Raw genomic sequence first — 23,548 nt, 5'->3', positions numbered from 1 at the left:
GGTTGCAGGAGAGCGGCTTTAACGGCAGCTCTCCAATGTTGCGACCAGATCCTTAAAGGCGTTACGGTTGGACTCGTTCAGATCAATCAGCACCTTGTGAGCATCGAGAATTCGCTCGCGCAATTCATCTTCAGACTCCTGCACAAACGGCACCTGCTTGAGGTCACAGCGGCTGGTAGGCAACTCCTCCAGCAACACAAACACGCGATCAAACCCCATACTGTAGAGAATGCGTGTGATATCGCCGTTGGTGGACACCAAGGTCGGCAACGGCATTCCTTTCTCTCGCGCCTTGATCGCAAGCTTTGCAATCAACCCAAGAGATGTGCTGTCGATGTTGTCCGTTTCAGTCAGGTCAACCAGCGTATCTGACACATCTTCACGCTCCAACACGGCTTCGAGGTGTCGCTCGATAGTCGAGCAGAGGGTCAGGCGCACATCACCTACAAATTTCAGAACGTAGTGCCCGTCGCGGCACGCGTAATAGATCGCCCCATCACTCATAAAGACTCTCTGCGTACAGTCATGATCGCCACATCATCGGGATGTCCCCGCCCGGCGGGCATCATACTCTGCAAAAACTCGGCTGGCGACCCGTATTTTGCACTGCACATATTCAGCAGCACCTGCTCTTTATCTTCCAGCGTTTCACCATCAATCACTTCAAGCACACCATCGGAGAACAGAGTCAGTGTAAAATTGTCGCCAAGCGGACACTCTAACTCATCAAACACCGGCTCTTCAAACAAGCCAAGGGGCATACCCCTCCCTTCCAGAAAACGCACCCTCCCATCCTGAAGCAAAATCGGCAGCGGATGATGACCACCTACAGCATAGCTCAGGGTTTGAGTATCGTGGTTAATCAAACCGACAAACATGGTCAAATGCTTGCCCAGCGAAGTCAGCAACATTTCCCGATTAATGCGGTGCAACGTGGCAGAAGGCGACAGAATGTCAAAGCTTGAATTACGGCGGTAGTTACGCAGCAGCCTGTGTGTCATGTTTTTCAGCAACACCGTCACCAGCGCCGATGAAGCCCCATGCCCGGATACATCCGCCAGATAGAACAGGCTCAACTTGTCACTGACAACAAAGGCATCAACAAAATCACCGCTGAGCAGCAAGGAAGGCTGGAGCACATAGGCGTACTCGATACCATTGATATCCTGTTGCTGAGGCGGAAGCAGATTCTGCTGCACCTGCTGAGCAGCATGCTGATCTTCACGCAGTTCATCCAGGCTACGCTCAAGGCTGTCGCGCAGACTGCGCACCTCCTCAATATAGCGTGCTCGCTTCAATTGCCGCTCAACCGAACGAACGAACAACTCAGGGTGCAGATCCAGCTCGCCCGATACGTAAACATCATCAGCCCCGCTGCGCAGTGCAGCAACCAAACTCTCGGCCGTGCCTTCATTGATCAGGGCGATAAGTGGCTTGGGGTTAAGTCGCTGTGCGATGCGATCCATCGACAGGCTGCTGCCGACAGAAGCAAGATCGAAAATTATCAGGGAGATATCATAGTGGTCGAGCTGTTGATCGGCATCGTCAGTGTCACGACAAACAATCAGACGCAGACGCTGATGATCACATTCCTCACAGAGCTCGAAGATACGATCAGTGGTGCGGGTGCTGTCTGAGACCAGCAACACCCGCTGATGGTGTAGACCCATTAATCAGCCATTAAGAGACTCTAAATCAAGAGTCTCAACAGTAGCCACAACCGCGCCCGGTTGCAACTGAATCAGAAGTCGTTCTTGTAGTCGACATCAACGGCTTTATCGTTAATCTGATATTCACGACGCTGCATATACGCATCACGAATGAAACTGTATTTGTCGCCACTGATGATCTGCTCGGCCTGAAGCAACCGGCTGCGAGTATCAATCAGGCGCAGACCGTAAAGCGCATTGCGGTCAGACGTGTCACCGACCTGGCGTACAGGATCGACAGCACTATCCGCGAGCAGTGAAATACCGTCACGCGGGTTGCTTGGCCCCAGCAGCGGCAGCACAAGATAAGGCCCCGAAGGCATGCCCCAGTAACCCAGCGTCTGACCGAAGTCTTCAGGCTTCTGAGCTATTCCCATCGGTGTTGCCACATCAATCAGACCAAACAGACCGAAGGTTGAGTTGAACGTAAGGCGAGCAAAGCTCTGACCGGCCGCTTCAAGCTTGAACTGCAGAAGATTGTTCAGCAGATTGCGCACATCGCTCAGGTTATCGAAGAAATTACTGACGCCCTTTTCGGCAATGTCAGGCGTGACATAACGGTATCCCTGCGCCAGCGGCTTCAACGCATACTTGTCCACGCCTTCATTGAAGTTGAATACCGGGCGATTAAAGCCTTCCCAAGGGTCAACTTCGCTGTTCGCCGACAAAGGGGCAGCAATAGCCGCCAGTGAAAAACCGGTTACCAGAAGCCCTGTACGCAGTGCAGATTTCAGCATGCTCGATCCTTAAAAGCTGACATGAGAATGTGGCAATTCTATCTCGGGGGGCAAACAGAGTAAATGAGCTCACTTAAACTAAGCCAAGTAACAGCTATTCAACCAAATATACCCAATAACATTGGATTGATAATATCTCTAATAACGCAAAAAGGCTCCCGAAGGAGCCTTTTTCGCAAGGAACTAATATCAAGCGATATTAGAAGTCCAGACGGTAGCCGATCATCCACAGATCTTCAGCAACACGCTTGCCACTCAAAGTAGATGAAATTGCAGCAGCTTCTTCGTCGAAGTCAGTGTAACCAACCCATGCATAGCCACGGTTACCCAGCTTCTGCTCAACCTCAATACCCCACTGATCTCCATCGTCTGAATCATTAACAAGACCAGAACCGTAAGGGGTAGACAGTGCACCATTCAGATCAGCTTCAATGTTACCGTAACGAGCTTTAAGAGCTGTTGCACCGATCTGGTACTGTGCCGCCAGTTCCCAAACTGTCAACTCAGAATCGCCTGCAAACGTGTAGGCATTCTGGTAAGAAGCATAGGTAGCAGCCTTGTCTTCACGCTCTTCATATTTAGCAGAAAGAGTCAGGTCAGCGATCTTGTAAGTAGCACCCAAGCCCCAAATTTCAGACTCATATGCACCATTCTCAACATTACCGTAAGAAGCAGAAACGCGGAGGCCTTCGACGCCAGTGTACTGGGCACCAAGGTTGTATCCGTCTACGTCATCGTCGAAGTTGTTATCGCTGTCGCTACCAGTGCTAGCAATAACTGCACCAGCTACAACCTGAAAGCCACCCATTACCGGAGAAGCATAAGCCAGAGTGTTGTCGGTACGCTTGTGCCACTGGTTACCCAGCGCAAAAGCCTCGCCGAAATCAGCATCAGCACCCTGGAAAATGTTTGTATGGCTGTTAACCATAGTGTAATACGGGTGGTACTGGCGACCTACCAATGCAGTACCCCAATCGCCCGTCAGACCCATCAGAGCCAAACGAGCCTTGAACATGTCGCCACCGTTATCAACAGTTGCAACGTTAGCTTCCCAGTTGAAGAGACCTTTGGTATTTTCCAGACCAAGATCTACATCACCTTTGATACCGATACGGGTGGATTCATCACGCAGGTCCATATCAGCGCCGTCAGCACCTACCAGACCCATACGGAAAGAACCGTACAGAGTAGCATCAGCCTGAGCGACCATCGGAGCAGTCAGAGCACCAGCAACAGCCAGAGCAATCAGTGACTTTTTCATCAACATTTCCCCTTCATTCAACATACTAGTAGTGAATTCTAGTTTTTCTCAGCACTATTAGTGCTATCAGCAAAAATACTATAAATCCAGATTATTGCAAACCAATGAAAGCAAAAAGTTCCGTAACTTTATACTTTTACTGGTCCGATGTTGCCTGGTAACTGCACATCCCTTGCAAGGTTCTCTGCTGAGAAAGGCTCGCGTCCGGCTGAGCAACTACCTAAATTGGCGGCATTACAGCACAACTGATGCCGCGTTTCAACATTTTCAGTCCCTGCACCGGTTCAGTGCGTGCTTTTTTGACCGGCATCAGGGCAGCACCTCAAAGCTCGGCCAATGCCTGCTTCAGGCGCTTCTCGGATACCGTCAGTTTTGTGCCCAGCTGCTGGGCAAACAGGGATACCCGATACTCTTCCAGCAGCCAACGGAAGCGCCCGAGCGCCTCGGGCAGCTCGTGCCGGGCACGGTACTCCTGCTCCTTTTTTTTATATTGCTGCCAGAATTGGCTTAATTGATCTGACAGCAGGCATTGCTGGCGGAGATCGCGCTGATATTTTTCCAGCCGGATTTCAATCGCCTGCAGATAGCGCGGATACTGTTGCAACCACTCCTCTTCTGTACGACTAAGGTAGTGCGGATGCATCAGTTCCGCCAACTGCTGCTTAATATCATTCAGGACAGGCACAGCCTGCAGGTTAATACGGCCACCCAGTTGTTTGTTAATACGGTGCACTGATTGATGACACTGCAGCACAAACTGACCAATCTGCGCCACTTCATCGGCAATACTGCCTCGCATCTGTTCACGCAGGGCATCAAAGCGATTTTCATCACGCGGCAGATTGTCGGGGTCAAGCCCGGACGCACGCCGTGCCGCCAGCAGCAGAACCTCATCTTCCAGCCTTTTGCGCTCAAACAGCTTTCCGGTCAGGATCAGGCTCTGGTTCAGCTGCGGGATATCGCGGCGCAGGTATTTGAGTTGTTGTGCCGGCAGTGACAACAGCAACAGTCGGCAGATGCCCAGCAGGCTTTCCTGCTGAGCCAGATCGGGAGAAGGCATTACTTTAAGTTCAATACTGTCCTGCCGATCAATCAGGGCAGGCCAGACTTCGACTTCGATACCACCTGCCTGACGCAGTCGCAATGACGCAGGCAACTCACCAAAATCCCAACCGGTAATACCGATTTTGCCCCATTGTTGTGACGGCCCTGCCTGCAGTGCCGCTTCAGCCTTGTCACCGAAGCGACGGTTAAGCGCGTCCCAGTCACGCCCCTCCCCCACGACCCGATCCTTTTCGTCACGCAGGCGCAGGTTGAATCGATGATGCGGCTCCAGCTCTACATCACGCAGGGTATCGGCATCAATTCGTATACCGGTCATGCGCAGCAGCTGAAGCGCCAATGCTTCGTACAGGTCACCCTCTGCAAACACCACTGCAGCACAAAAGGCTTCAACATAATTGGGTACAGGTACATAGTGCTTGCGCAATGACTTGGGCAGCCCCTTCAGAATCGCTGTCACCTTGTCCGCGAGCATCCCCGGCACCAGCCACTCCAGCCGTTGCAGCGGTGCGATACGCAGCAGTGCCAGGGGCAGCTCCAACGTCACGCCGTCATCCTCGGCACCTGGCTCAAACTGGTAGCTGAGTTTAAGCCGGGCTCCCTCCAAATCCAGATGATCCGGGTATTGGCGTGCTGTTACATGAGCTGCTTCACGCTGCAGGATATCCTCTACACGCATAAACAGCGCTTCGGGGTTATCCTGCTCAACCTGTTTGCGCCAGTGCTCAAAGCCCTTGCCGTTGACGACATGAGTGCCCTTCAACTCCTCAAAGCGCTGGGCATAGAAAGCGTACAACTGCTCCTCGTCAACCAAGAGGTCGCGGCGGCGTGACTTGTCCTCCAGCGCCTCGACACTGGCCAGCAGTTCACGATTATGCTGGAAGAAGGCGGCACTCGTTTGATACTCACCTTCTACCAGCGCCGCGCGAATGAATATTTCATGGGAGGCAACCGGATCGATGGCGCCATAGTTGACCTTGCGCTTGGGCACAATGATCAACCCGAACAGGCTGACCTGCTCAGTCGCCACAACCTGAGCACGCTTTTTCTCCCAGTGCGGTTCCATCCATGTTTTCTTGATCAGATGCCGAGCCGGGGCTTCCACCCATTCAGGTTCAATCCGCGCCACCTGATGTGCAAACAGCTGACTGGTTTCCAGCAACTCTGCCGCCATGACCCACTTGGGAGCTTTCTTGAACACCCCCGAAGCCGGAAATATCTTGAAGCGACGGTTACGCGCACCCAGATACTCGCCTTTCTCCTGTTTGAAACCGATCTGGCTTAGCAGCCCAGCCAGCAGGGAACAATGCATCGCCTTGTAATCCGCTGGCTCGGTATTTTCCTTCAGGCCCAACTCACGGATGCTCAGGTGCAGCTGGCGGTGTACATCACGCCACTCACGCAGACGCATGAAAGAAAGAAAGCTCTTCTGACACCAGCGCCGCAACTGGCTCTGACTGAGCGCTTCGCGCTGTTCATTGTACAGGTCCCACAGATTGACCAGCGAGACGAAGTCAGACTCCTCATCACTGTATTCCTTGTGCTTCTGGTCTGCGGCCTGTCGTTTGTCATGCGGGCGCTCACGCGGATCCTGTACGCTGAGCGCACTGGCAACTATGATCACCTCACGTAACGCATCCAGCCGGCCAGCCTCGATCACCATGCGCGCGATGCGCGGGTCCACGGGCAGCCTTGCCAGCTGCCGCCCAATCGGTGTCAGGTTACGTGAACTGTCGACAGCGCCCAGTTCCTCCAGCAGCTTGTAACCATCATTGACCATGCGACTGTCGGGCGGATCAACAAACGGGAAGTCTCGGACATCCCCCAACTTGAGCTGCAACATCTGCAAGATAACAGCTGCCAGATTGGTGCGCCGAATCTCGGCGTCAGTAAACTCGGGTCTACCGAGAAAGTCTTCCTCGGAATAGAGGCGGACACAAACACCCGGGGCCACACGACCACAACGACCAGCGCGCTGATTGGCGCTGGCCTGGGATACGGCCTCAACCGGAAGTCGCTGCACTTTGGAGCGATAGCTGTAGCGAGAGATGCGCGCCAGACCGGGATCAATTACATAACGGATACCCGGCACAGTCAGCGATGTTTCAGCCACATTTGTCGAAAGTACAATGCGACGCCCCGCAGCCCGACCGCCATGAAACACCCTGTTTTGTTCCGCGAGTGACAAGCGCGCATAGAGTGGAATGATTTCAGTGTCACGCAGTTGAGCCTTACGCAACAGGTCAGCGGTTTCACGAATTTCACGCTCACCCGGCAGAAATACCAGAATATCACCGGGGCCTCCATTTCGCTTGGCGCGATCAATTTCGACCAACTCATCCACCGCTGCCAGAATTCCCTGCTGCAGGTCCAACGCCTTCTCATCCTCACCCTCCATTTCATGCAACGGGCGGTAAAGAACATCAACAGGATAGGTGCGACCGGATACTTCGATCACTGGTGCATCATCAAAGTGCTTTGAGAAACGCTCCAGATCAATGGTGGCTGAGGTGATAATGAGCTTGAGGTCAGGTCGCCGCGGCAACAGACGCTTGACGTAACCAAGCAGAAAATCGATGTTGAGACTGCGCTCATGGGCTTCATCGATAATCAATACTTCGTACTTATCAAGAAAACGATCATGCTGGGTTTCAGCAAGCAGAATACCGTCGGTCATCAGCTTGATCTGGGTATTGTCGCTTACCTGATCATGGAACCGCACCTGATACCCCGCACGCTCGCCCAGCGACGTTTTCAGTTCTTCGGCAATACGAGCAGCAACGGTGCGCGCCGCCAATCGGCGTGGCTGGGTGTGGCCGATCAGGCCACGGCAACCCAGCCCCAACTCAAGGCAGAGCTTGGGTATCTGGGTGGTCTTTCCGGAACCGGTCTCGCCAGCGATTACAACCACCTGGTGCTCAGCAATGGCCTTGAGCAGTTCCTCACGACGCTCCGATACCGGCAGGTCAGGGTATTCAGGCTTTGCAGGCAGGGCTTTCAAACGTTCGACCTGAGCCACTGAAGCGTCAATCTGTTCATTCAGGCGTTGCAGGAGATCCGGATCCAGCGTTTGAGTATTACGCTGCAAACGGTTGAGATCTCGCTGCAAGCGGAAGCGGTCCACGAGGCGAACCTGCTGCAGCCTCTGTTTCAAGCTAATAATGGAGTCAGACAAACCGATACAACCTGTTGCGGGTAAATGAATGTATTCAGAGAGTGCGGCGCCCCAGCGCCTGCTCGCGCAACGCACGGCGCGAGACCTTGCCGATCGAGGTGCGCGGCAACTGCTGACAGAACTCTACCAAGCGCGGCACCTTATAGGGTGTCAGCCGTTCACGGCAATAGTCGCGTACTGCCTTGATGGTCAGTTGTTGACTGGCAGGCACCACGTAAAGCTTGATCTGCTCACCACTGCAGCTGTCCGGTAGCCCTATCACAGCGCATTCCAGAATATCCGGGTGGCACGCAATAATATCTTCCAGCTCACTGGGATACACTTTGAAGCCTGATACATTGATCACCTCCTTGCGACGGTCAATGATACGCAGATAGCCCTGTGTATCGATCAGGCCGATATCCCCTGTATCCAGCCAGCCTTCATGAAATGCTTGCTGTGTTTCGCCATGCTGATGCCAATAGCCCTGCATCAATTGTGGCCCGCGCACGAAAATGGAACCAATCTCGCCATCGGGCAATCTCTGGTCCTGCTCACCAATGATACGAACCTCTGTATCCGGCAACGGACAACCGACACTGCCCAGATGAATATCATCGGGCCGGTTCACACTCACCACCGGTGAACACTCGGTCAGGCCGTAACCTTCACAAATAGCGTTGCCCGTCACTTGCTGCCAGCGTTGTGCCACCGATTGGGTGAGCGCCATACCGCCTGAAATGGTCAACTTCAAGCGACCGAAATCCAACCGCTGAAACTCCGGCTGCTGGCATAGAAAAATGAACAGTGGATTGATACCGGCCACCACGGTCGGATCGAAACGATCCCAGCATTTGACCAGAGTCCGGATACGACGCGGGTCCGGTACCAGCTCAATACAGCTACCAATGCTCAACATGACCAGCGTCAACATGAACGAGTAGATATGATACAGCGGCAAGGGTTGCAGCAGTTTTTCCTGACCCGGCTCACAATAGTGGTCAAGCAAGGCACGAATCTGGGCCAGATTCGCCAGCAGTGCCTTTTCGCTCAGCATGGCACCCTTGGCAGGCCCTGTCGTTCCACCGGTGTACTGCAACAATGCCAACGACTCCTGTTGGCCGAACCGCTCCGGCGGCTGCCAGATCAAGCCGCCGCCCTTTTGCATCACTTGGGTCAAGCGCATGCATTGTATACCTGATAATTGTGGTACCGGCTGGAGCAACTGAGCCGCACCGCCTCGTTTAAAGCGGGCGGCCAGATTCAGCACCCAGCGCTTGCGCAGAGGATGCAGATCACCCAGCTCGGTGGTAACCAGATATTCGATTTCGGTGCCGGCAAGCTGTTGACACACCTGCGCCTGCAGCGGCGCAAAGGCAACCAGCGCACGCGCACCCGAGTCTTTCAAGTGCTGACACAGCTCTTCACAGCAGTAAAGGGGATTGGTATTCACCACCACCAGCCCAGCCCGGCGAGCCCCAAACAACACCACTGGATATTGCATCAGGTTGGGGAGTTGTAATGCGATTCGGTCGCCCGGCTGCAAATCGGTTTCATGCTGCACCCAGGCGGCAAAGCGGCGTGACAGGCGATCCAGATCAGCAAAGCTGATACTGGCTCCCATATGCCCAAAGGCCGGACGTTCATCAAAACGGCGCGCCAGCAACTGGAGCATGTCGGACAGACTGTCGAACTGCGGCCCGGGCGCCTGCATCAGGACGCCTCCGACAAATCACATACAACTTCGCCGTCGTTGAATACAACCAGCTCACCCGCCTGCAGTCGCTGCCACTGTTCGTTATCCGTGAGCGGTTCGGTGGCAATGACAGTAACCACGTCATTCGGTGTTGTTTCAGCGCCAAAGTCCACGCTCATCTCGCAGTCTTTCAGCCGAGCCTCGCCAAAAGGTGCCCGCCGTGTAATCCAGGCCAGCTTGGTACTGCAATAACAGAACAGATGTGTAGATTCACTCAACAGCATGTTGAACACGCCCAGCCCGCGCAGCCTCTCACAGCACTGGTGAATAAAGTGCTCCAGCTCATGCAAATCAGTTGGACGTTCGGGGTAGCGGTTACGGATCTGATCCAACAGCCAGCAGAAGGCATATTCGCTGTCGGTGGTACCCACCGGATGATAGAACTTCAATGGCCAGTCGAACAGGTTCGGGTCAAGCTGACCGTTATGGGCATAGGTCCAGCTATAGCCCCACAGTTCACGACTGAACGGGTGGGTATTTTCCAGGCAAACCTGGCCGACATTGGCCTGACGAATATGGCTGATCACCACCCTGCTCTTGATCGAGTAGTCCGCGACCAGATTCGCAATGCGCGAGTCCGCACTGGGCTTGGGATCATGGAAGCAGCGCAGCCCCTTGCCCTCATAAAAGGCGATACCCCAACCATCTCGATGCGGGCCAGTACGACCACCTCGCTGCATTAGACCGGTAAAGCTGAAACAGATATCCGTCGGCACATTGGCACTCATGCCAAGCAATTCGCACATGGCCTAACTTCCCTTGGCGCTGAGGGTGATACGGTCCGGCAGCGAGTCGATCAGACTGTAGTCGATGCTGCCGCTGTGCTCCCGTACCGTCTCTTCAGGGTGATATTCCAGCTGTGGCGTTACCTGAAGCCGGCGCTCGCCGACAAAACAGCCCTGGGGATCAATGCTCAGATTATCGCTGTAGACGGTAGCCCGTACCTGCCCACCACGTTCGATATGCAGTTGATCGCAGATCAGCTCACCTTCCAGCACACCACTGACTGTTACGTTGCGTGCCTTGATACGGCCACGAACACAACCATGGCGCCCGATAGAAATATCCTCGGACGAATCGACACTGCCCTCAAACAGGCCATCCACATGCATCTTGCCGGATACCTGGGTATCACCTTTGAAGTGATTGCCCTGAGCGATGATGGTTACTGCAGACCGACCTGATTTAGCGGATACATCGCGTTTAATGATTCCCAAGGTACCTCCTCGACACGACTGAACAGGGAGTCGAAATTATCCAGCCCCCACTGTACAAAGGGCTCCGGGTTCAGAGGCTGATACAGATGTCGAACCTCGTAGTGCAGATGAGCACCGGTGGAGCGACCGGTGTTGCCACTCAACCCGATCTGCTGCCCTTTGTAGACAAAGCTGCCGCTTTTGACCTGCACCTTGTGCAGGTGCGCATAATAGGTCTTGAAACCGAAATTATGCTGCAGAATGATCAGATTGCCAAAGCCGCTGCCCTTGCGATAGCCGGCATACTCAACCACACCATCTGCTGTGGCATACACGGGTGTGCCTGTATCCGCCTTAAAGTCAGTACCATTGTGCATTTTGCGGGTTTTGAGCACTGGATGGAAACGCATGCCGTAGCTGTCATTCACCTGCTCCGCCTGAATCGGCACCCCGTTGGGAATACTGTGCAGCAGGAACAAACGCTGACGAGCGGCCAGCCGAGCGAGTTCCAGCCTTTGCTCAGCATTGTCGGCAGCGCTGTCTTCAGCCAAAAGCCCCAGCATCGACTCCAGATCATCCAGAGCAGTACTGAATTGATGGTTTTCCAGCGCGAGTTGCTCACGTTCTTCTGACAGACTGGACAGGGTTGCTCCCAACTCCCCCAGCTCGGATATATAGAGCTGCTGGGTACCCAGTAACATTTCATACTGCTCGTTCAAGCTTTGATGGTCACGTTCCAGATCCGTCAGATTATCGTGGGTCTTCATCAACAACCAATTGGATACAAAAAAACTCAGCGCCGACACCAGCAGGAACATCAGCATCAAATAGCCCAATACCCGGTGAAGGGAATACTGCCGGGAGCCACGCACAGTGGTCAGTGTCAGAATCAGCTTACGTCGCAAACGGGATACTCATACGCTCAAATCCAGCTACTATAACCCGAGTACCCCCACGCCACCAGTAACACGACCCTGATCAATGCCGCTGGCAAAAGGGAGTTTCTGGAGCGTTTTTTAAGGTAGACTGGGTCACGACCACTCATTGTGCGGAGTAGATGGATGTTACCGCTGGCACTCTATATTTCGGATGAATTCAGGCTGTTGAGTCGAGCCCAGCTGCAGCGAGGTGTAAGCCAATACTTTACGGTCCCTGACCAGCTATTGGTCAGTGCCTGGCAGGAATTGAAAAACCTGACACCGGAAGTATGGCAACCCGGGCGCAGGCAAGAACAAATCCAGACGGATATCTGTCTGCCGACACGGCTGCCACCGCCGCTGAATATTGAAGAATCCAATCAGCGCTTCAACCAATATCTGAACTCACCAACACCGCGGAACACCCCGCTGATCATTAACCCTGCTGATCTGCACCCTCGTTTCGAGCCGCTTCTGCGCGAGCGAATCAGCGAGGGTATCAGCAAACGGCTACAGGTAATTGCCTTGGCTGCGCGCGAGCAGAGACGCGAAGTGCTGTTACTCTCCCCTTCGGAAGAGGCTCTCGAACTTACACTGGGCATTTTTACCAGTACCCTTGCCCTGCCGGGCCTGGAAGGCTGGAACCATTTTGGTATCTGCCTTCCGACAGCATCAAAACGCGCACTTCCAACCCTGGGATATCTGGAACACTTGGGGCGTGCGTTCAAGCTTAACATTCCGGTCCTGCTGCTAACTGGTGCACCGGAGACCTCGGAAATCAGTAACGCCCAACACCTCGGCTACCCTGAATATCCGGTCATGACTGACCCTGCACACTGCGACATCGCATTTGAGCTGTGCGACACTTTCCTGCACAGTACCAATAACACCTGCCTGCGTACCCGGCTCGCCAAATCCCGCCCTTTTCCTGATCACTATTCAGCTCCATTACCACCAACCGACATCTACTTGCCGGCCAGACTGAACGCCACCGGCCCCATACGAGGTCAATGGTTGATTGAACAGGCACTGCAGGACGCATTGCAGCGTGTTCAACGGGAAAGATGGGTTGCCTGCCCTCTGATCGCAGGCGAGAGCTGCACTGATACACTGGCCAGAGAGCGCTTTAACCCTGCTCATGTTGAAGACATGATCGGCGAGGTTTGCGACTGTACCGAAGCGCAGGTGCGTGAAGCATTTCAGCTGGCCGTGGAAGCACAGCCCGGCTGGAATGACGTTCACGTCTCTCACCGCGCTGATCTGATTCTACGCTGGGGGCAGCGGTTACAACAGGAACTGAATACACTGGCCACATTGTGTGTTCGCGAGTCAGGACTTGTGCTGAATGATGTACTGGGTGATCTGCGTACCGCCATCAACCTGTGCTACTACTATAGTGCTCAGGCTCGAACACAGCTGCAGACACGCCCCCTGCACGGCCTTCACGGTGAGGTGAACCAGCTGGAACTGCACGGTCGCGGTGTCTACATTTGCATCACGGATGACAACGACCCACTGGCTACTCTTGTGGGTCAGTTGGCGGCCATTCTGGTCAGCGGTAATGCTGTTTTGGTCAATACAGGTAGCGCCACGGTTTTCAGTGCGACCCGACTGATCGAGCTGTTGCTGGAAACAGGTCTGCCTGAGTCGCTTGTCGCACTGCTACCGGGACCTACCGAACGGGTTTCGGCCTGGATGGCTGAAGACTACCGGCTGGCAGGTGCCGTGTTTTTTGGTGATGCCAGTGAAGCCACAGCTCTGAATGCGATGATCAGCAACCGCTCAGGGGCTCCGCTGGTACCGCCTCTGACTCACAGCAGCCTACCCGGTACTCAGCTGGTTGACCGACCACTGGACAACCGTGAAGTGCGCGAACTACTGCACAGTGCCTTCAGTTTTGCCGGCCAGCGACGCGCCTCACTGGGCATGCTTTATATTGAAGAGTCGATAGCCGACCAGCTGGAAGCCCAACTGATCAGCAGCCTGCAGCTTTTGCACCTGGGCGATCCGGCACAACCTGACACCGATATTGGCCCACTGGTCAGCCGTCATCAGATGGACCGGGTCTATCACCACATTGAGCGACTGCGGGTGCGTGATCGCTTGCTGGCACAACTGCCACTGGACGACCGCCATGACAATGGCTTTTTTGTACCCCCAACGTTGCTGCGACTGTACACCCTGGATGAGCTGCAAGACTGTGTAAATGGCCCCATCCTGCACCTCATCCGTTACAACCGGGAAAACCTGCAGCGTGTGATCGACGAAATCAACCGTTACTGCCAGGGGCAGGCATTCGGCATTCACACCCATGATGAAGCACTGATCGCTCGGGTGCGACAACAGCTGCAGGCCGGCAGCCTGATGATCAACCGCAGCCTGGCCGACCTGTCAGCCGGAGTAAGACCTGCCGGCGGGGCAGGCACATCGGGTACCGGGCCGCTCTATGGCGGCCCCAATTACATCACATCATTTGTGCGTGAACGCACCATCTCGCGCCAGCTCTGATCAACCGGCCGAGGCACGATTGTTTCGTGCCAGCCGGAAGCAGGGCTGGTAATCGTCATGATTAATCTTCATGCGGCGCTGTGAAACGAAGGATTCCAGCAACTCATCCAGCGCCTCGATCACCTCAGGTTCGCCGTGCAGCTCGAACGGCCCATGTTGCTCAATGGCTCGAATGCCCGGCTCCTTGACGTTACCAGCCACAATGCCGGACAGCGCACAACGCAACTGGGCTGCCAGCTCATGATCCTCCTGCCGACGAGACAGGTTAAGCCCGCGCATGTTGGCGTGTGTCGGCTCGAAAGTCTGCTGCAGCGACAATGGGATATGCAGCTGCCAGTTGAAATGGTACGCCTCTCCGGTCGCCTTTCGATATGAAGTCACAGCTTCGAGCCCTACCCGCATACGCTCCGCCACCTCATACGCATCATCCACAACGATTTCATAGCAGCTGGCGGCACGCTCACCCAGCGTATTGCGGATAAAGCGATCCACGGTTTCAAAGTAGGCCTCGCTGCCAGCGGGACCGGTAAAGATCAGCGGGAATGGCTGTTCTGTATTATCCTGCTGCAGCAAAATGCCAAGGATGTACAAAATTTCTTCTGCTGTACCAACCCCCCCGGGGAATACAACAAAACCGTGCCCAAGCCGTACGAACGCTTCCAGTCGACGCTCGATATCAGGCATGATGATCAGCTCGTTAACAATCGGATTGGGAGACTCAGCCGCAATAATGCCTGGCTCCGAGATACCCACATAACGGCCATCGTGGATACGCTGCTTGGCATGAGCAATCGTGGCGCCCTTCATCGGCCCCTTCATGGCTCCCGGACCACAGCCGGTACAGATATTCATGCCGCGCAGGCCCATCTCGTAGCCCACCCGCTTGGTATAGTCATATTCAACCTGATTGATCGAATGTCCGCCCCAGCATACCACCATGTTCGGCTTCACATGGGGCCGCAGAGCATTGGCATGACGCAGGGTGTTGAATACCTGATTGGAGATGGTACCGGACAGGTCCAGCCCCTCGCAGCAGCCATCAATTTTGTCACTGACATATAGCAGGTCACGCAGCACCGCAAACAGGTGCTCGTGAATCCCCTGAATCAGCTCACCATCGACAAACGCTGCGGCTGGTGCATTGATCAGATCCAGCTGTACCCCTCGGTGCTTCTGACTGATCTGTACATCGAACTCGCGAAAGCGATTCAGCACCAAACGGGTACTGTCCATTTCGCTGCCACAGTTCAAGACCGCCAGTGCACACTGACGAAACAGGTTGTACAGGCCGCCCTGGCTTTTGTCCTGCAGCCGGGCCACTTCATAAGGTGAAAGAACATCGAGATTGTCCAGCGGTGTTACGCTGGAGGTAATGTAGTGCTCGGTCATCATACTGACCTCCTTGTTCGCTACTGCTTTGACACACGCCGATACCTGCGTGTGGCTTTAACTATGAACGCTGCCGGACAGATTTACTACCACCGCATGTCAACCCTGTTACAGCACCTCACTGAACTGATATGCAGCAAAAGCCTAACCGGACGCGTTGTAATTGGTCTCACCTTGAATTAGTTTGAAGCCATACACTGTCGTACAAGGAAGCCTGCCGATGTCTGCATCAAAACTGTATATCCTGGACACCAACGTTCTGCTGCATGATCCCAAGTGTCTGTTCCAGTTCAAGGAGCAGGACATCACCATCCCGATGACCGTGCTCGAAGAGCTTGATTCAATCAAGGACCGCAAGCAAAACGTAGCTGCAGAGGCGCGGCATGCCATCCGCGTGATCGACAACATTCTGTCCAGTGCCACCAACGCGAGCCAAATCACTAAAGGCGTGCGCATTCTGGTGGAAGGCAAGGAGCGCGAGCAGAAGCTGGGCAAGCTGTCGATTTTCCCGGACCATGAACTGACCAGCCGCCAGGGCTTTTTGCCGGACATAAGCAACAAGGACAATCGCATCATCAACTGCGCGCTGCACCTGCAGGCCACCTTCCCTCACCGGCAGATTGTTCTGGTTACCAAGGACATCAATATGCGCCTCAAGGCGCTGGGGGCGGGCCTTCAGCGGGTGGAAGACTACCGCACCGACCAGCTGGTATCCGACATCGACATGCTGCCGGCCGGACATCATCATCTGGATACCCCCTTCTGGGAAGGCGTGGATAAGGTCGACAGTTTTCAGCAAGACGGCCACACCTACCATAAGGTGGATCGCAGCCTGTTACCTGACACCTACATGAACGAATACATCTATGACGACAGCAAGGATTTTGCAGCGCGTACCGTGAACGTGGACGAAACGACCGTCACCTTGATGGATCTGGGCTATGACCGCTTGATGCAACAATCCTGCTGGGGTATTCAACCGATTAACCTGCAGCAGGCATTTGCGATGCAGTCGTTGATGGATCCCGAGGTTGACCTCAGCATCCTGCTGGGTGCTGCCGGCTCGGGCAAGACGTTAATAGCGTTGGCCTGCGCCCTGGAAATGGTGATAGAGGAGCAGCGCTTCAACAAGATCATCGTGACACGCTCCACACCTCCCGTGGCCGAGGACATCGGCTTCCTGCCCGGAACCGAAGAGGAGAAAATGACGCCCTGGATGAGCTCGATCAACGATAACCTTGAAGCCATGCACGAGCAGGACGAGCGTCCACAGAGCAGTGTCAAATACGCGATTGAGAAAGCCAACATTCAATTCAAGTCACTGAACTTCATCCGCGGCCGCAGCATACAAAATGCCATCGTACTGATTGACGAAGCCCAGAACCTGACTCCACAACAACTCAAAACCATTCTGACCCGCTGTGGCAAGGGCACCAAGATGGTATGTCTGGGTAACCTGGCCCAGATCGACTCCAATTACCTGACCGCACTGACTTCGGGCCTGACCTACATTGTCGAACGTTTCCGCGACTTTGAAGGTTCGGCAAGCGTTCACTTCGAGGGTATCTTCCGCTCACGACTGGCCGAGTACGCCGAAGAACACCTCTGAGCAGTGTCTGCCTGCGCAGTTGCAGCGAACCAAACGGTTCGCTGCAACAGTGGAATTCAAATCCGCGACAATCGCGCGACCAAAGTCTAAAAACCGCTTCAACGCCTTATCTCACGCGGGTTACAGCCTGATGACACCACCCCCGCAGGGCAGCGGGTTCAAGCAGTGAGTTTTATTCTGTCGACAGTTGCATATAATGCACCGCACCAACGTATTCAGCGTAAATAATCATGCAATCTGCGCGCGGGACCGAGCATCAGCCGGTGACCGCTGCAGTGAGACCCGGAGGTCCTGACCGGTTTTGTGCCCAACGGCACGGGTCCGATCAGGTGTGCCAAAAGCCTTCCCCCCGGTTTCTGAATCCCATTGTTTACGATCAAATGGCGAACTCATATGACCACTAAAACTGTAGATGTGCTGCTTGTCGGTGCCGGTGCCATGAGTACCACCCTCGGGATGATACTCAAACAGCTGGACCCGGCCCTGAAGATCTGTATGGTCGAGCGTCTTGACCATGTTGCGCGCGAGAGTACCGACGCCTGGAACAACGCCGGTACTGGCCATGCGGCCTATTGTGAGTTGAACTACACGCCCGAGCAGCCTGATGGCAGCATCAATACCACCAAGGCGTTCGCAATCAACACCTCCTTTGAGGTCAGCCTGCAGTTCTGGTCCTATCTGGTCGAGCAGGGTAACCTGCCTTCACCCCGTGAGTTCATCAACCCGGCTCCGCATCAGAGCTTCGTCTGGGGCGAAAAAAACGTTGAGTTTCTGCGCAAGCGCTACGCCGCGCTGAGCCAGCACCCCTGCTTCAAAGACATGGAGTACAGCGAAGACCACGCCGTGTTGCGCGAGTGGATGCCGCTGGTAATGCAGAACCGCGACCCGTCCGACAAGGTTGCCGGCACCCGGGTTCGCTATGGCTCTGACGTCAACTTCGGTGCCCTGGCACGCAACCTGGTCAGCAACCTTGAACAACAGGATGGCTTCGATCTGCTGCTTGGCCGCAACGTCAAGGACCTGAACAAGAACAGTGATGGCAGCTGGGACGTGGTGCTGAAAAACAACAGCAACGGCAGCTCTGAAACCGTTCGCAGCCGTTTCGTGTTTCTCGGTGCCGGCGGCGGCGCACTGCCACTGCTGCAGAAATCTGCAATCGAAGAAGGTCGGGGGTATGGCGGTTTCCCGGTCAGCGGCATGTGGCTGGTCTGCAAGCGCCCCGAAATCATTGAACAGCATCAGGCCAAGGTGTACGGCATGGCACCGATCGGCGCTCCGCCCATGTCGGTTCCACACCTGGATACCCGTGTGATCGATGGCAAGAAGGCGCTGCTGTTTGGGCCCTTCGCCGGCTTTACCACCAAGTTCCTCAAGCAGGGCTCGTTTCTGGACCTGCCACTGAGCATTCGCCCAAGCAACCTGGCACCGATGATGTCGGTGGCAATGCACAACATGGACCTGACCCGCTACCTGATCAGTGAAGTGCGCCAGTCACACCGTTCGCGGGTTGAGTCTCTGCGCAACTTCTTCCCGGATGCCAAAGAGGAAGACTGGGAACTGTCCTATGCCGGTCAGCGTGTGCAGATCATCAAGCCCGGTACCGAGCGCGCGGGCAAGCTGGAGTTCGGTACCGAAGTGATAACCTCTGCTGACGGCTCACTGGCGGCACTGCTGGGCGCATCTCCGGGCGCTTCCACCGCTGTCAGCGCGATGTTAAGCATCGTCGAGCGCTGCTTTGCAGAGCGCATGAAGGAAGAGAGCTGGAAACAGAAGATCACCGAACTGGTGCCTTCCTACGGCCAGAATCTGACTGAAAACACAGAACTGCTGCTTCAGGTGCGCAAGCGCACGCTGTCGGTACTGGAGCTGGATCGTCAGTCTTGATCACTTGCCGAGGGGCCTCTTACAGGCCCCTCACAGTTCTCTTCACTGGCTGTTGCCTGCTGCACGGGCTATCATCTGCAACAGATGGTTTCGAGGTTCCCATGCATCGACTGACCCAATGGCTTAAAAAACTCCTTATTCTGCTGGTGCGTGGCTACCAGCTGCTGCTCAGCCCCTTTCTCGGCAACAACTGCCGTTTCTATCCCAGCTGTTCCAGCTACATGATCGAAGCGATCGAAGTACATGGCGTGTTCAAAGGGCTATGGCTCGGTGCTCGACGCATCCTGCGCTGCCATCCCTACAGTGATGGCGGAATTGATCCCGTACCTCCGCGCTGTGGCTGTGCCGACCGCGACGAGCGTTCCGAATTGTCACAGCCTGACTACACTGAAAAGAATCACTGACCGCCACCGGCTGCAGGAGCAAAGATGTTTTCTCCACTGAGTGTCATTCTGGTTGTTGTTGTCTACATCGCGTTCCTGTTTGGTCTGGCTCAGTGGGGTGAGCAGCGCACACGACGCGGCCAGCCGTTTAACTCGGCTACCCTGTATGCCCTGTCTATGGGAGTCTACTTCACCACCTGGACCTTCTACGGCAGTATTGGCTTTGCCACTCAGTCCGGCCTGTTGTATCTGGGTATTTATGTTGGCGCTTTACTGTCCATTTTCTTCTGGCAGATGACCCTGAGGCGCATGATTGCGGTCAAGGAGACATTCCGCATCACCAGCATTGCCGACCTGATTTCGACCCGTTACCGACGCTCGCAACGGATCGCGGCGCTGGTAACCTTGATCGCCTTTCTCGGCCTGCTGCCCTACATCAGCCTGCAGCTTGAAGCGGTGGTGCGTTCTTTTCGCCTGATCACCATTGAAGAAGCCGATGGTATCCACTGGAGTTCTTCTGGGTTGCTGATTACCCTGATGATGGTGGTGTTTACCATTCTGTTCGGGGTACGCCGACTGGACCCTACCGAACGGCACCAGGGGATGATTCTTGCGTTGGTGGCCGAATGCGTAGTCAAGCTGGTGGCTTTTTTGGTACTGGGCGGCTTCATTACCTGGTACTTTTTTGATGGTCCGGTGGATATGTATCAACAGATCCAGACCAACGGCTATCAACACCTGCTCGGATTGGGGGGCGAAGATGCGGGTATCCAGTGGTTAACGCTGATCGTACTCAGCTTCGTTGGTGTGCAGCTGCTGCCACGTCAGTTCCATGTATCCGTGGTGGAGAATGTGTCACCCCGTCACCTGGGCCGTGCACGCTGGATGTTTCCGCTGTATACGGTTCTGATCACGGCCTTCGTGATTCCGGTCGCCGCAGCCGGCATGATTCTGGGCCTGCCCGAAGCCCGCGCCGACTATTTCATGCTGATGGTTCCACAGGCATTGGGCCAACCGCTTCTGGCATTACTTGCCTTTGTTGGCGGCTTTTCAGCCGCCAGCGGCATGGTCATTATCACAACCATGACACTCTCAACCATGGTCTCCAACCACCTGCTACTGCCGGTCTGCGAGAAGTTTGATAATCTGCGCTGGATGCGTACCTGGCTACTGCAGGTCCGCTGGGTACTCGTGGCACTGATTCTGTTTGGCAGCTTTGGTCTGGCACGGCTACTCAGCGATACGCACATGCTGGTGGCGGTAGGCCTGATCTCATTTGTAGCTGCACTGCAGCTGGCACCGGCAACCCTCATAGGCCTGTTCTGGTCTCGCGGCAACAGCATGGGGGCTTTTCTTGGCATGCTGGTCGGTTTTGCCCTCTGGGGATGGACATTGATCATCCCAGCCTGGGTGGAGGAAGGCTGGGTGTCAGCCAGCCTTCTCAATAACGGGCCTTTCGGGATTGAGTGGTTGCGACCAGAAATGCTGTTTGGCCTGGACCTGCCCCAGGTCCCTCATGCCGTATTCTGGTCTCTGTTGGCCAACATTATGTTTTATCTGCTGGGGTCCTGGTTCTACCACCCACAAAAGCACGAACGCACCCTGACTACCGAATTCCTGTATACAACACGAGCACTGCGCACTCAGGAAAAAACACGCCCTACCGGACTCAATGCGTATATCGAATTAGCCCCCAAACTGGTGGAAGCGGAACAGTTGCTCAAGCGCTACTTGGGTGAAGAGAAGGCGCAGCACAGCGTAAATCGCATCGCCGAAGACCTGCAGGTTTACGACAAGAGTCACATTTCGGTTGTGGAGCTGATGGAGTTCCACCGCATGCTGGAGCAGGTACTGGCAGGTTCAATTGGTGCTGCCAGCGCGCATACTGCCATTGAGGAAAGTATTCGCTATACCGACCGGGAACGCTCGGACCTGACCGCCATTTACAGCCATATTGTAAATGAGCTGCAGGGGTCCTATCGCTTTCACCCGGACAAGGCGCACGAGCCACAAAATCACAGTTTCGAAGCATTGGATGATCTGCAGAACCAACTGGAACGGTTGCAGCTGAAGGTGGACCAGCAGAAGAATCAGGTTGAGCAGCTTGAAACGCGCTTGGAACAGCGTTACCAGGAAATATTCGACTATCGAGTGGAAGCGCAGCGCCTGCGTCATGAAAACGAGACGCTGCGTCAGCAGCTGCTGCAGGAACCCAAGCAGGAGGGGTAAGCGCAGCAACCGAAAACTGCAGGCCGGCTCAGTCGGCCTGCTCTTCGCGGTGGAAATGGACATCCATCTGCGGGAAGGGAATGCTGATTCCCTGACGGTCAAACTCCAACTTTACCTTTTCTGTGGTATCCCACAGCACCGGCCAGTAGTCGGCATTTTTGACCCAGGGACGCACGTTGAAGTTAACACTGCTGTCGGCCAACGCCGCCACATTGACGACCGGCTCAGGCTCTTTAAGTACGCGCTCATCCTGAGCAAGAATATCAACCAAAATTTGCTTGGCTTTCAACAGGTCATCGCCGTAGCCAATGCCGAATACCATATCCACGCGACGTGTCTCCCGTGTGGAGTAGTTGGTAATGTTGTCAGCATAGATCTTGCCATTGGGGATAATGACTTCGCGGTTGTCGCCGGTACGAAAAACAGAGTTGAAAATTGTGATGTGCTCCACAATACCGGTCACGCCACCGGCTTCAACGAAATCACCAGCCTTGAACGGACGAAACACAATCAACATTACGCCTGCGGCAAAGTTCTTCAGCGAATCCTGCAGTGACAAACCAATGGCCAGACCAGCCGCACCGATCAAGGCGATCAGAGAGGTAGTATCAACACCCAGCTGACCCAATGCAGCAATGATGACGAACAGCAGCAGCAGAGCATGCGCGATGGAACTGATGAAGTTGATCAGCATTACATCCATTTTGCTCTTGCGCAGCAGTCGCCCAACCACATTCATCAACAGTTTCACAACCAGACGACCCACAAAAAAGATCGCGATTGCCAAAGCGATATTGACCGCCCAAGGTAAAATATATTCCTGAGAAAAGGCTTCCATTTGTGCTCCCCTTGAAAATTCAGGCACATTAATCATGTTTTGCTGCCGTTCATGTACGGGACAGCTCCTAAACGATAAAGTGTTTGTAGTGTAAAATCATGTTTTTGTTGATTACGCAGATGGGAAAACGATGAGAAAAACAGCCCTGTTCACCGCCCTGCTCAGCTTCTCGTTACCGGTTCTGGCTGAGAAAGGACATATTGCCGACGATGTGTACGTTTTTTTCCACGGCGGCCCAAGCAATGAGTACCGTATTACCGGCCGTGTTAACAGTGGCGAGCCCGTTGAAATCCTGGGGCGCAACAACGGTACCGGTTACGTTCAGATTCAAACAGAGAGTGGTCGTACTGGCTGGATGCCCGATCAGTTTGTAGCGACGGGGGACAGCAAGCTGATCGAACTGCCAAAACTGGAGCAGTCTCTGGAGCAAAGCAAGGCCACCATCAGTCAGCAGGCAAAGACCATCGAGCAGCTCAACACCAGCCTCAGCCAGCTGAAAAGCGAGAATGGGACCTATGATGATCAGATCAGGACACTCAACACCGAGATTAGGGACCTGCAGTCTCAGATTGCAAACATGGATCAGAGCAACCTGATGCGCTGGCTGACCTATGGAGGTCTGATCGCCTTTGGTGGCGTCATTCTGGGGCTGGTGATGCCCTATATGCCGCGCAAGCGCAAACGCCGCGACGACTGGTTCTAGGCGCTGACACGTCCCAGAGACGGAGGCAGGGGTTCCAGCTCGGCAAACCCTTCGCCTCTCGCCCAATAATGGCGCCCCTGCTCTACCCTGATCACCCCTTCAAAGCGCTGCTGCAGGTATTCGACCGCCTCTTCCAGCGTATCAATATCACAGAGTATTACGCCGCCGCGCTCGTTGTCGGTGGCAAAAATATAGCTTTTCACGCATTCACTC

At 54.6% G+C, this 23,548-nt stretch carries 18 protein-coding genes; 6 read left to right on the top strand and 12 right to left on the bottom strand.

Annotation, left to right across the window (positions count from 1 at the left end; translation table 11 throughout):
* Positions 1-18: 18 nt before the first annotated feature.
* From ABIE61_RS00510 to ABIE61_RS00470, 9 genes are all read right to left on the bottom strand, one after another.
* Positions 19-504: an STAS domain-containing protein gene (locus ABIE61_RS00510; protein WP_354405929.1), complete on the bottom strand. Its 486-nt coding sequence runs from the start codon at positions 502-504 to the stop codon at positions 19-21.
* Positions 501-1,670 (bottom strand): PP2C family protein-serine/threonine phosphatase, encoded by a 1,170-nt coding sequence (locus ABIE61_RS00505; RefSeq protein WP_091823659.1) that lies wholly within the window; start codon positions 1,668-1,670, stop codon positions 501-503. Before ABIE61_RS00505 ends, ABIE61_RS00510 begins: the two co-directional genes overlap by 4 nt.
* 71 nt (positions 1,671-1,741) lie before the next feature.
* Positions 1,742-2,446, bottom strand: coding sequence for an MlaA family lipoprotein (locus tag ABIE61_RS00500; protein ID WP_091823662.1), 705 nt, complete (start codon positions 2,444-2,446; stop codon positions 1,742-1,744).
* Between the two features lie 199 nt (positions 2,447-2,645).
* On the bottom strand, positions 2,646-3,707 hold the full coding sequence (locus ABIE61_RS00495) for a porin (RefSeq protein ID WP_354405927.1): 1,062 nt from the start codon (positions 3,705-3,707) through the stop codon (positions 2,646-2,648).
* Positions 3,708-4,029: 322 nt separating this feature from the next.
* Complete coding sequence (hrpA, locus tag ABIE61_RS00490; protein ID WP_354405926.1) at positions 4,030-7,944, bottom strand: ATP-dependent RNA helicase HrpA; 3,915 nt, start codon at positions 7,942-7,944, stop codon at positions 4,030-4,032.
* A 34-nt stretch (positions 7,945-7,978) separates the two neighbouring features.
* Positions 7,979-9,637, bottom strand: a complete 1,659-nt coding sequence (locus ABIE61_RS00485) for an AMP-binding protein (RefSeq protein ID WP_354405924.1) — start codon at positions 9,635-9,637, stop codon at positions 7,979-7,981.
* Positions 9,637-10,425 carry a class II glutamine amidotransferase gene (locus tag ABIE61_RS00480; RefSeq protein ID WP_354405922.1) on the bottom strand — a complete coding sequence of 263 codons (789 nt, stop codon included), beginning with the start codon at positions 10,423-10,425 and terminating at the stop codon, positions 9,637-9,639. The genes ABIE61_RS00485 and ABIE61_RS00480 overlap by 1 nt, the downstream gene beginning before the upstream one ends.
* Positions 10,426-10,428: 3 nt before the next feature.
* Positions 10,429-10,896, bottom strand: a complete 468-nt coding sequence (locus ABIE61_RS00475) for a bactofilin family protein (protein WP_354405920.1) — start codon at positions 10,894-10,896, stop codon at positions 10,429-10,431.
* Complete coding sequence (locus tag ABIE61_RS00470; protein WP_354405919.1) at positions 10,845-11,780, bottom strand: M23 family metallopeptidase; 936 nt, start codon at positions 11,778-11,780, stop codon at positions 10,845-10,847. Before ABIE61_RS00470 ends, ABIE61_RS00475 begins: the two co-directional genes overlap by 52 nt.
* A gap of 156 nt (positions 11,781-11,936) precedes the next feature.
* Between ABIE61_RS00470 and ABIE61_RS00465 the strand changes: the two genes are divergently transcribed.
* The gene (locus ABIE61_RS00465) at positions 11,937-14,300 is read left to right on the top strand and encodes a proline dehydrogenase family protein (RefSeq protein ID WP_354405917.1); all 2,364 of its coding nucleotides are present in this window, start codon (positions 11,937-11,939) and stop codon (positions 14,298-14,300) included.
* Here ABIE61_RS00465 and ppnN read toward each other — a convergent pair whose 3' ends face one another.
* Positions 14,301-15,692, bottom strand: a complete 1,392-nt coding sequence (gene ppnN / locus ABIE61_RS00460) for a nucleotide 5'-monophosphate nucleosidase PpnN (protein ID WP_091823687.1) — start codon at positions 15,690-15,692, stop codon at positions 14,301-14,303.
* A 217-nt stretch (positions 15,693-15,909) separates the two neighbouring features.
* On the opposite strand from ppnN, the gene ABIE61_RS00455 reads away from it, so the two are divergent.
* The 4 genes from ABIE61_RS00455 (at position 15,910) to ABIE61_RS00440 (ending at position 21,794) form a co-directional block, all read left to right on the top strand.
* Positions 15,910-17,298, top strand: coding sequence for a PhoH family protein (locus ABIE61_RS00455; RefSeq protein WP_354405915.1), 1,389 nt, complete (start codon positions 15,910-15,912; stop codon positions 17,296-17,298).
* Positions 17,299-17,691: 393 nt separating this feature from the next.
* Positions 17,692-19,182, top strand: a complete 1,491-nt coding sequence (mqo, locus tag ABIE61_RS00450; protein ID WP_354405913.1) for a malate dehydrogenase (quinone) — start codon at positions 17,692-17,694, stop codon at positions 19,180-19,182.
* A gap of 101 nt (positions 19,183-19,283) precedes the next feature.
* Positions 19,284-19,586 (top strand): membrane protein insertion efficiency factor YidD, encoded by a 303-nt coding sequence (gene yidD, locus ABIE61_RS00445; RefSeq protein ID WP_354405912.1) that lies wholly within the window; start codon positions 19,284-19,286, stop codon positions 19,584-19,586.
* Positions 19,587-19,610: 24 nt separating this feature from the next.
* The gene (locus tag ABIE61_RS00440) at positions 19,611-21,794 is read left to right on the top strand and encodes a sodium:solute symporter family transporter (RefSeq protein WP_354405910.1); all 2,184 of its coding nucleotides are present in this window, start codon (positions 19,611-19,613) and stop codon (positions 21,792-21,794) included.
* A 28-nt stretch (positions 21,795-21,822) separates the two neighbouring features.
* On the opposite strand, the gene ABIE61_RS00435 is transcribed toward ABIE61_RS00440, so the two are convergent.
* A complete protein-coding gene (locus tag ABIE61_RS00435) occupies positions 21,823-22,632 on the bottom strand; it encodes a mechanosensitive ion channel family protein (RefSeq protein WP_354405908.1) in 810 nt (269 codons plus the stop codon).
* A 130-nt stretch (positions 22,633-22,762) separates the two neighbouring features.
* Between ABIE61_RS00435 and ABIE61_RS00430 the strand changes: the two genes are divergently transcribed.
* A complete protein-coding gene (locus ABIE61_RS00430; protein ID WP_091823700.1) occupies positions 22,763-23,335 on the top strand; it encodes a TIGR04211 family SH3 domain-containing protein in 573 nt (190 codons plus the stop codon).
* Here ABIE61_RS00430 and ABIE61_RS00425 read toward each other — a convergent pair.
* A complete protein-coding gene (locus ABIE61_RS00425; RefSeq protein ID WP_091823703.1) occupies positions 23,332-23,538 on the bottom strand; it encodes a hypothetical protein in 207 nt (68 codons plus the stop codon). The genes ABIE61_RS00430 and ABIE61_RS00425 overlap by 4 nt on opposite strands.
* Positions 23,539-23,548 lie beyond the last annotated feature (10 nt).

Origin of the sequence: Marinobacterium sp. MBR-111, assembly GCF_040547585.1 — a bacterium.
Lineage (GTDB): Bacteria > Pseudomonadota > Gammaproteobacteria > Pseudomonadales > Balneatricaceae > Marinobacterium > Marinobacterium iners.
This window is presented reverse-complemented; position numbering and strand designations above follow the sequence as displayed.

What these genes read in the sequence shown, in the direction of transcription:
- ABIE61_RS00455 (WP_354405915.1), top strand. Translation starts at nt 15,910, where the DNA reads ATGTCTGCATCAAAACTGTATATCCTGGACACCAACGTTCTGCTGCAT.
- ABIE61_RS00435 (WP_354405908.1), bottom strand. Translation starts at nt 22,632, where the DNA reads ATGGAAGCCTTTTCTCAGGAATATATTTTACCTTGGGCGGTCAATATC.
- ABIE61_RS00485 (WP_354405924.1), bottom strand. Translation starts at nt 9,637, where the DNA reads ATGCAGGCGCCCGGGCCGCAGTTCGACAGTCTGTCCGACATGCTCCAG.
- ABIE61_RS00480 (WP_354405922.1), bottom strand. Translation starts at nt 10,425, where the DNA reads ATGTGCGAATTGCTTGGCATGAGTGCCAATGTGCCGACGGATATCTGT.
- ABIE61_RS00510 (WP_354405929.1), bottom strand. Translation starts at nt 504, where the DNA reads ATGAGTGATGGGGCGATCTATTACGCGTGCCGCGACGGGCACTACGTT.
- mqo (WP_354405913.1), top strand. Translation starts at nt 17,692, where the DNA reads ATGACCACTAAAACTGTAGATGTGCTGCTTGTCGGTGCCGGTGCCATG.
- ABIE61_RS00465 (WP_354405917.1), top strand. Translation starts at nt 11,937, where the DNA reads ATGTTACCGCTGGCACTCTATATTTCGGATGAATTCAGGCTGTTGAGT.
- ABIE61_RS00495 (WP_354405927.1), bottom strand. Translation starts at nt 3,707, where the DNA reads ATGAAAAAGTCACTGATTGCTCTGGCTGTTGCTGGTGCTCTGACTGCT.
- ABIE61_RS00505 (WP_091823659.1), bottom strand. Translation starts at nt 1,670, where the DNA reads ATGGGTCTACACCATCAGCGGGTGTTGCTGGTCTCAGACAGCACCCGC.
- ABIE61_RS00500 (WP_091823662.1), bottom strand. Translation starts at nt 2,446, where the DNA reads ATGCTGAAATCTGCACTGCGTACAGGGCTTCTGGTAACCGGTTTTTCA.
- ABIE61_RS00430 (WP_091823700.1), top strand. Translation starts at nt 22,763, where the DNA reads ATGAGAAAAACAGCCCTGTTCACCGCCCTGCTCAGCTTCTCGTTACCG.
- yidD (WP_354405912.1), top strand. Translation starts at nt 19,284, where the DNA reads ATGCATCGACTGACCCAATGGCTTAAAAAACTCCTTATTCTGCTGGTG.
- ppnN (WP_091823687.1), bottom strand. Translation starts at nt 15,692, where the DNA reads ATGATGACCGAGCACTACATTACCTCCAGCGTAACACCGCTGGACAAT.
- ABIE61_RS00440 (WP_354405910.1), top strand. Translation starts at nt 19,611, where the DNA reads ATGTTTTCTCCACTGAGTGTCATTCTGGTTGTTGTTGTCTACATCGCG.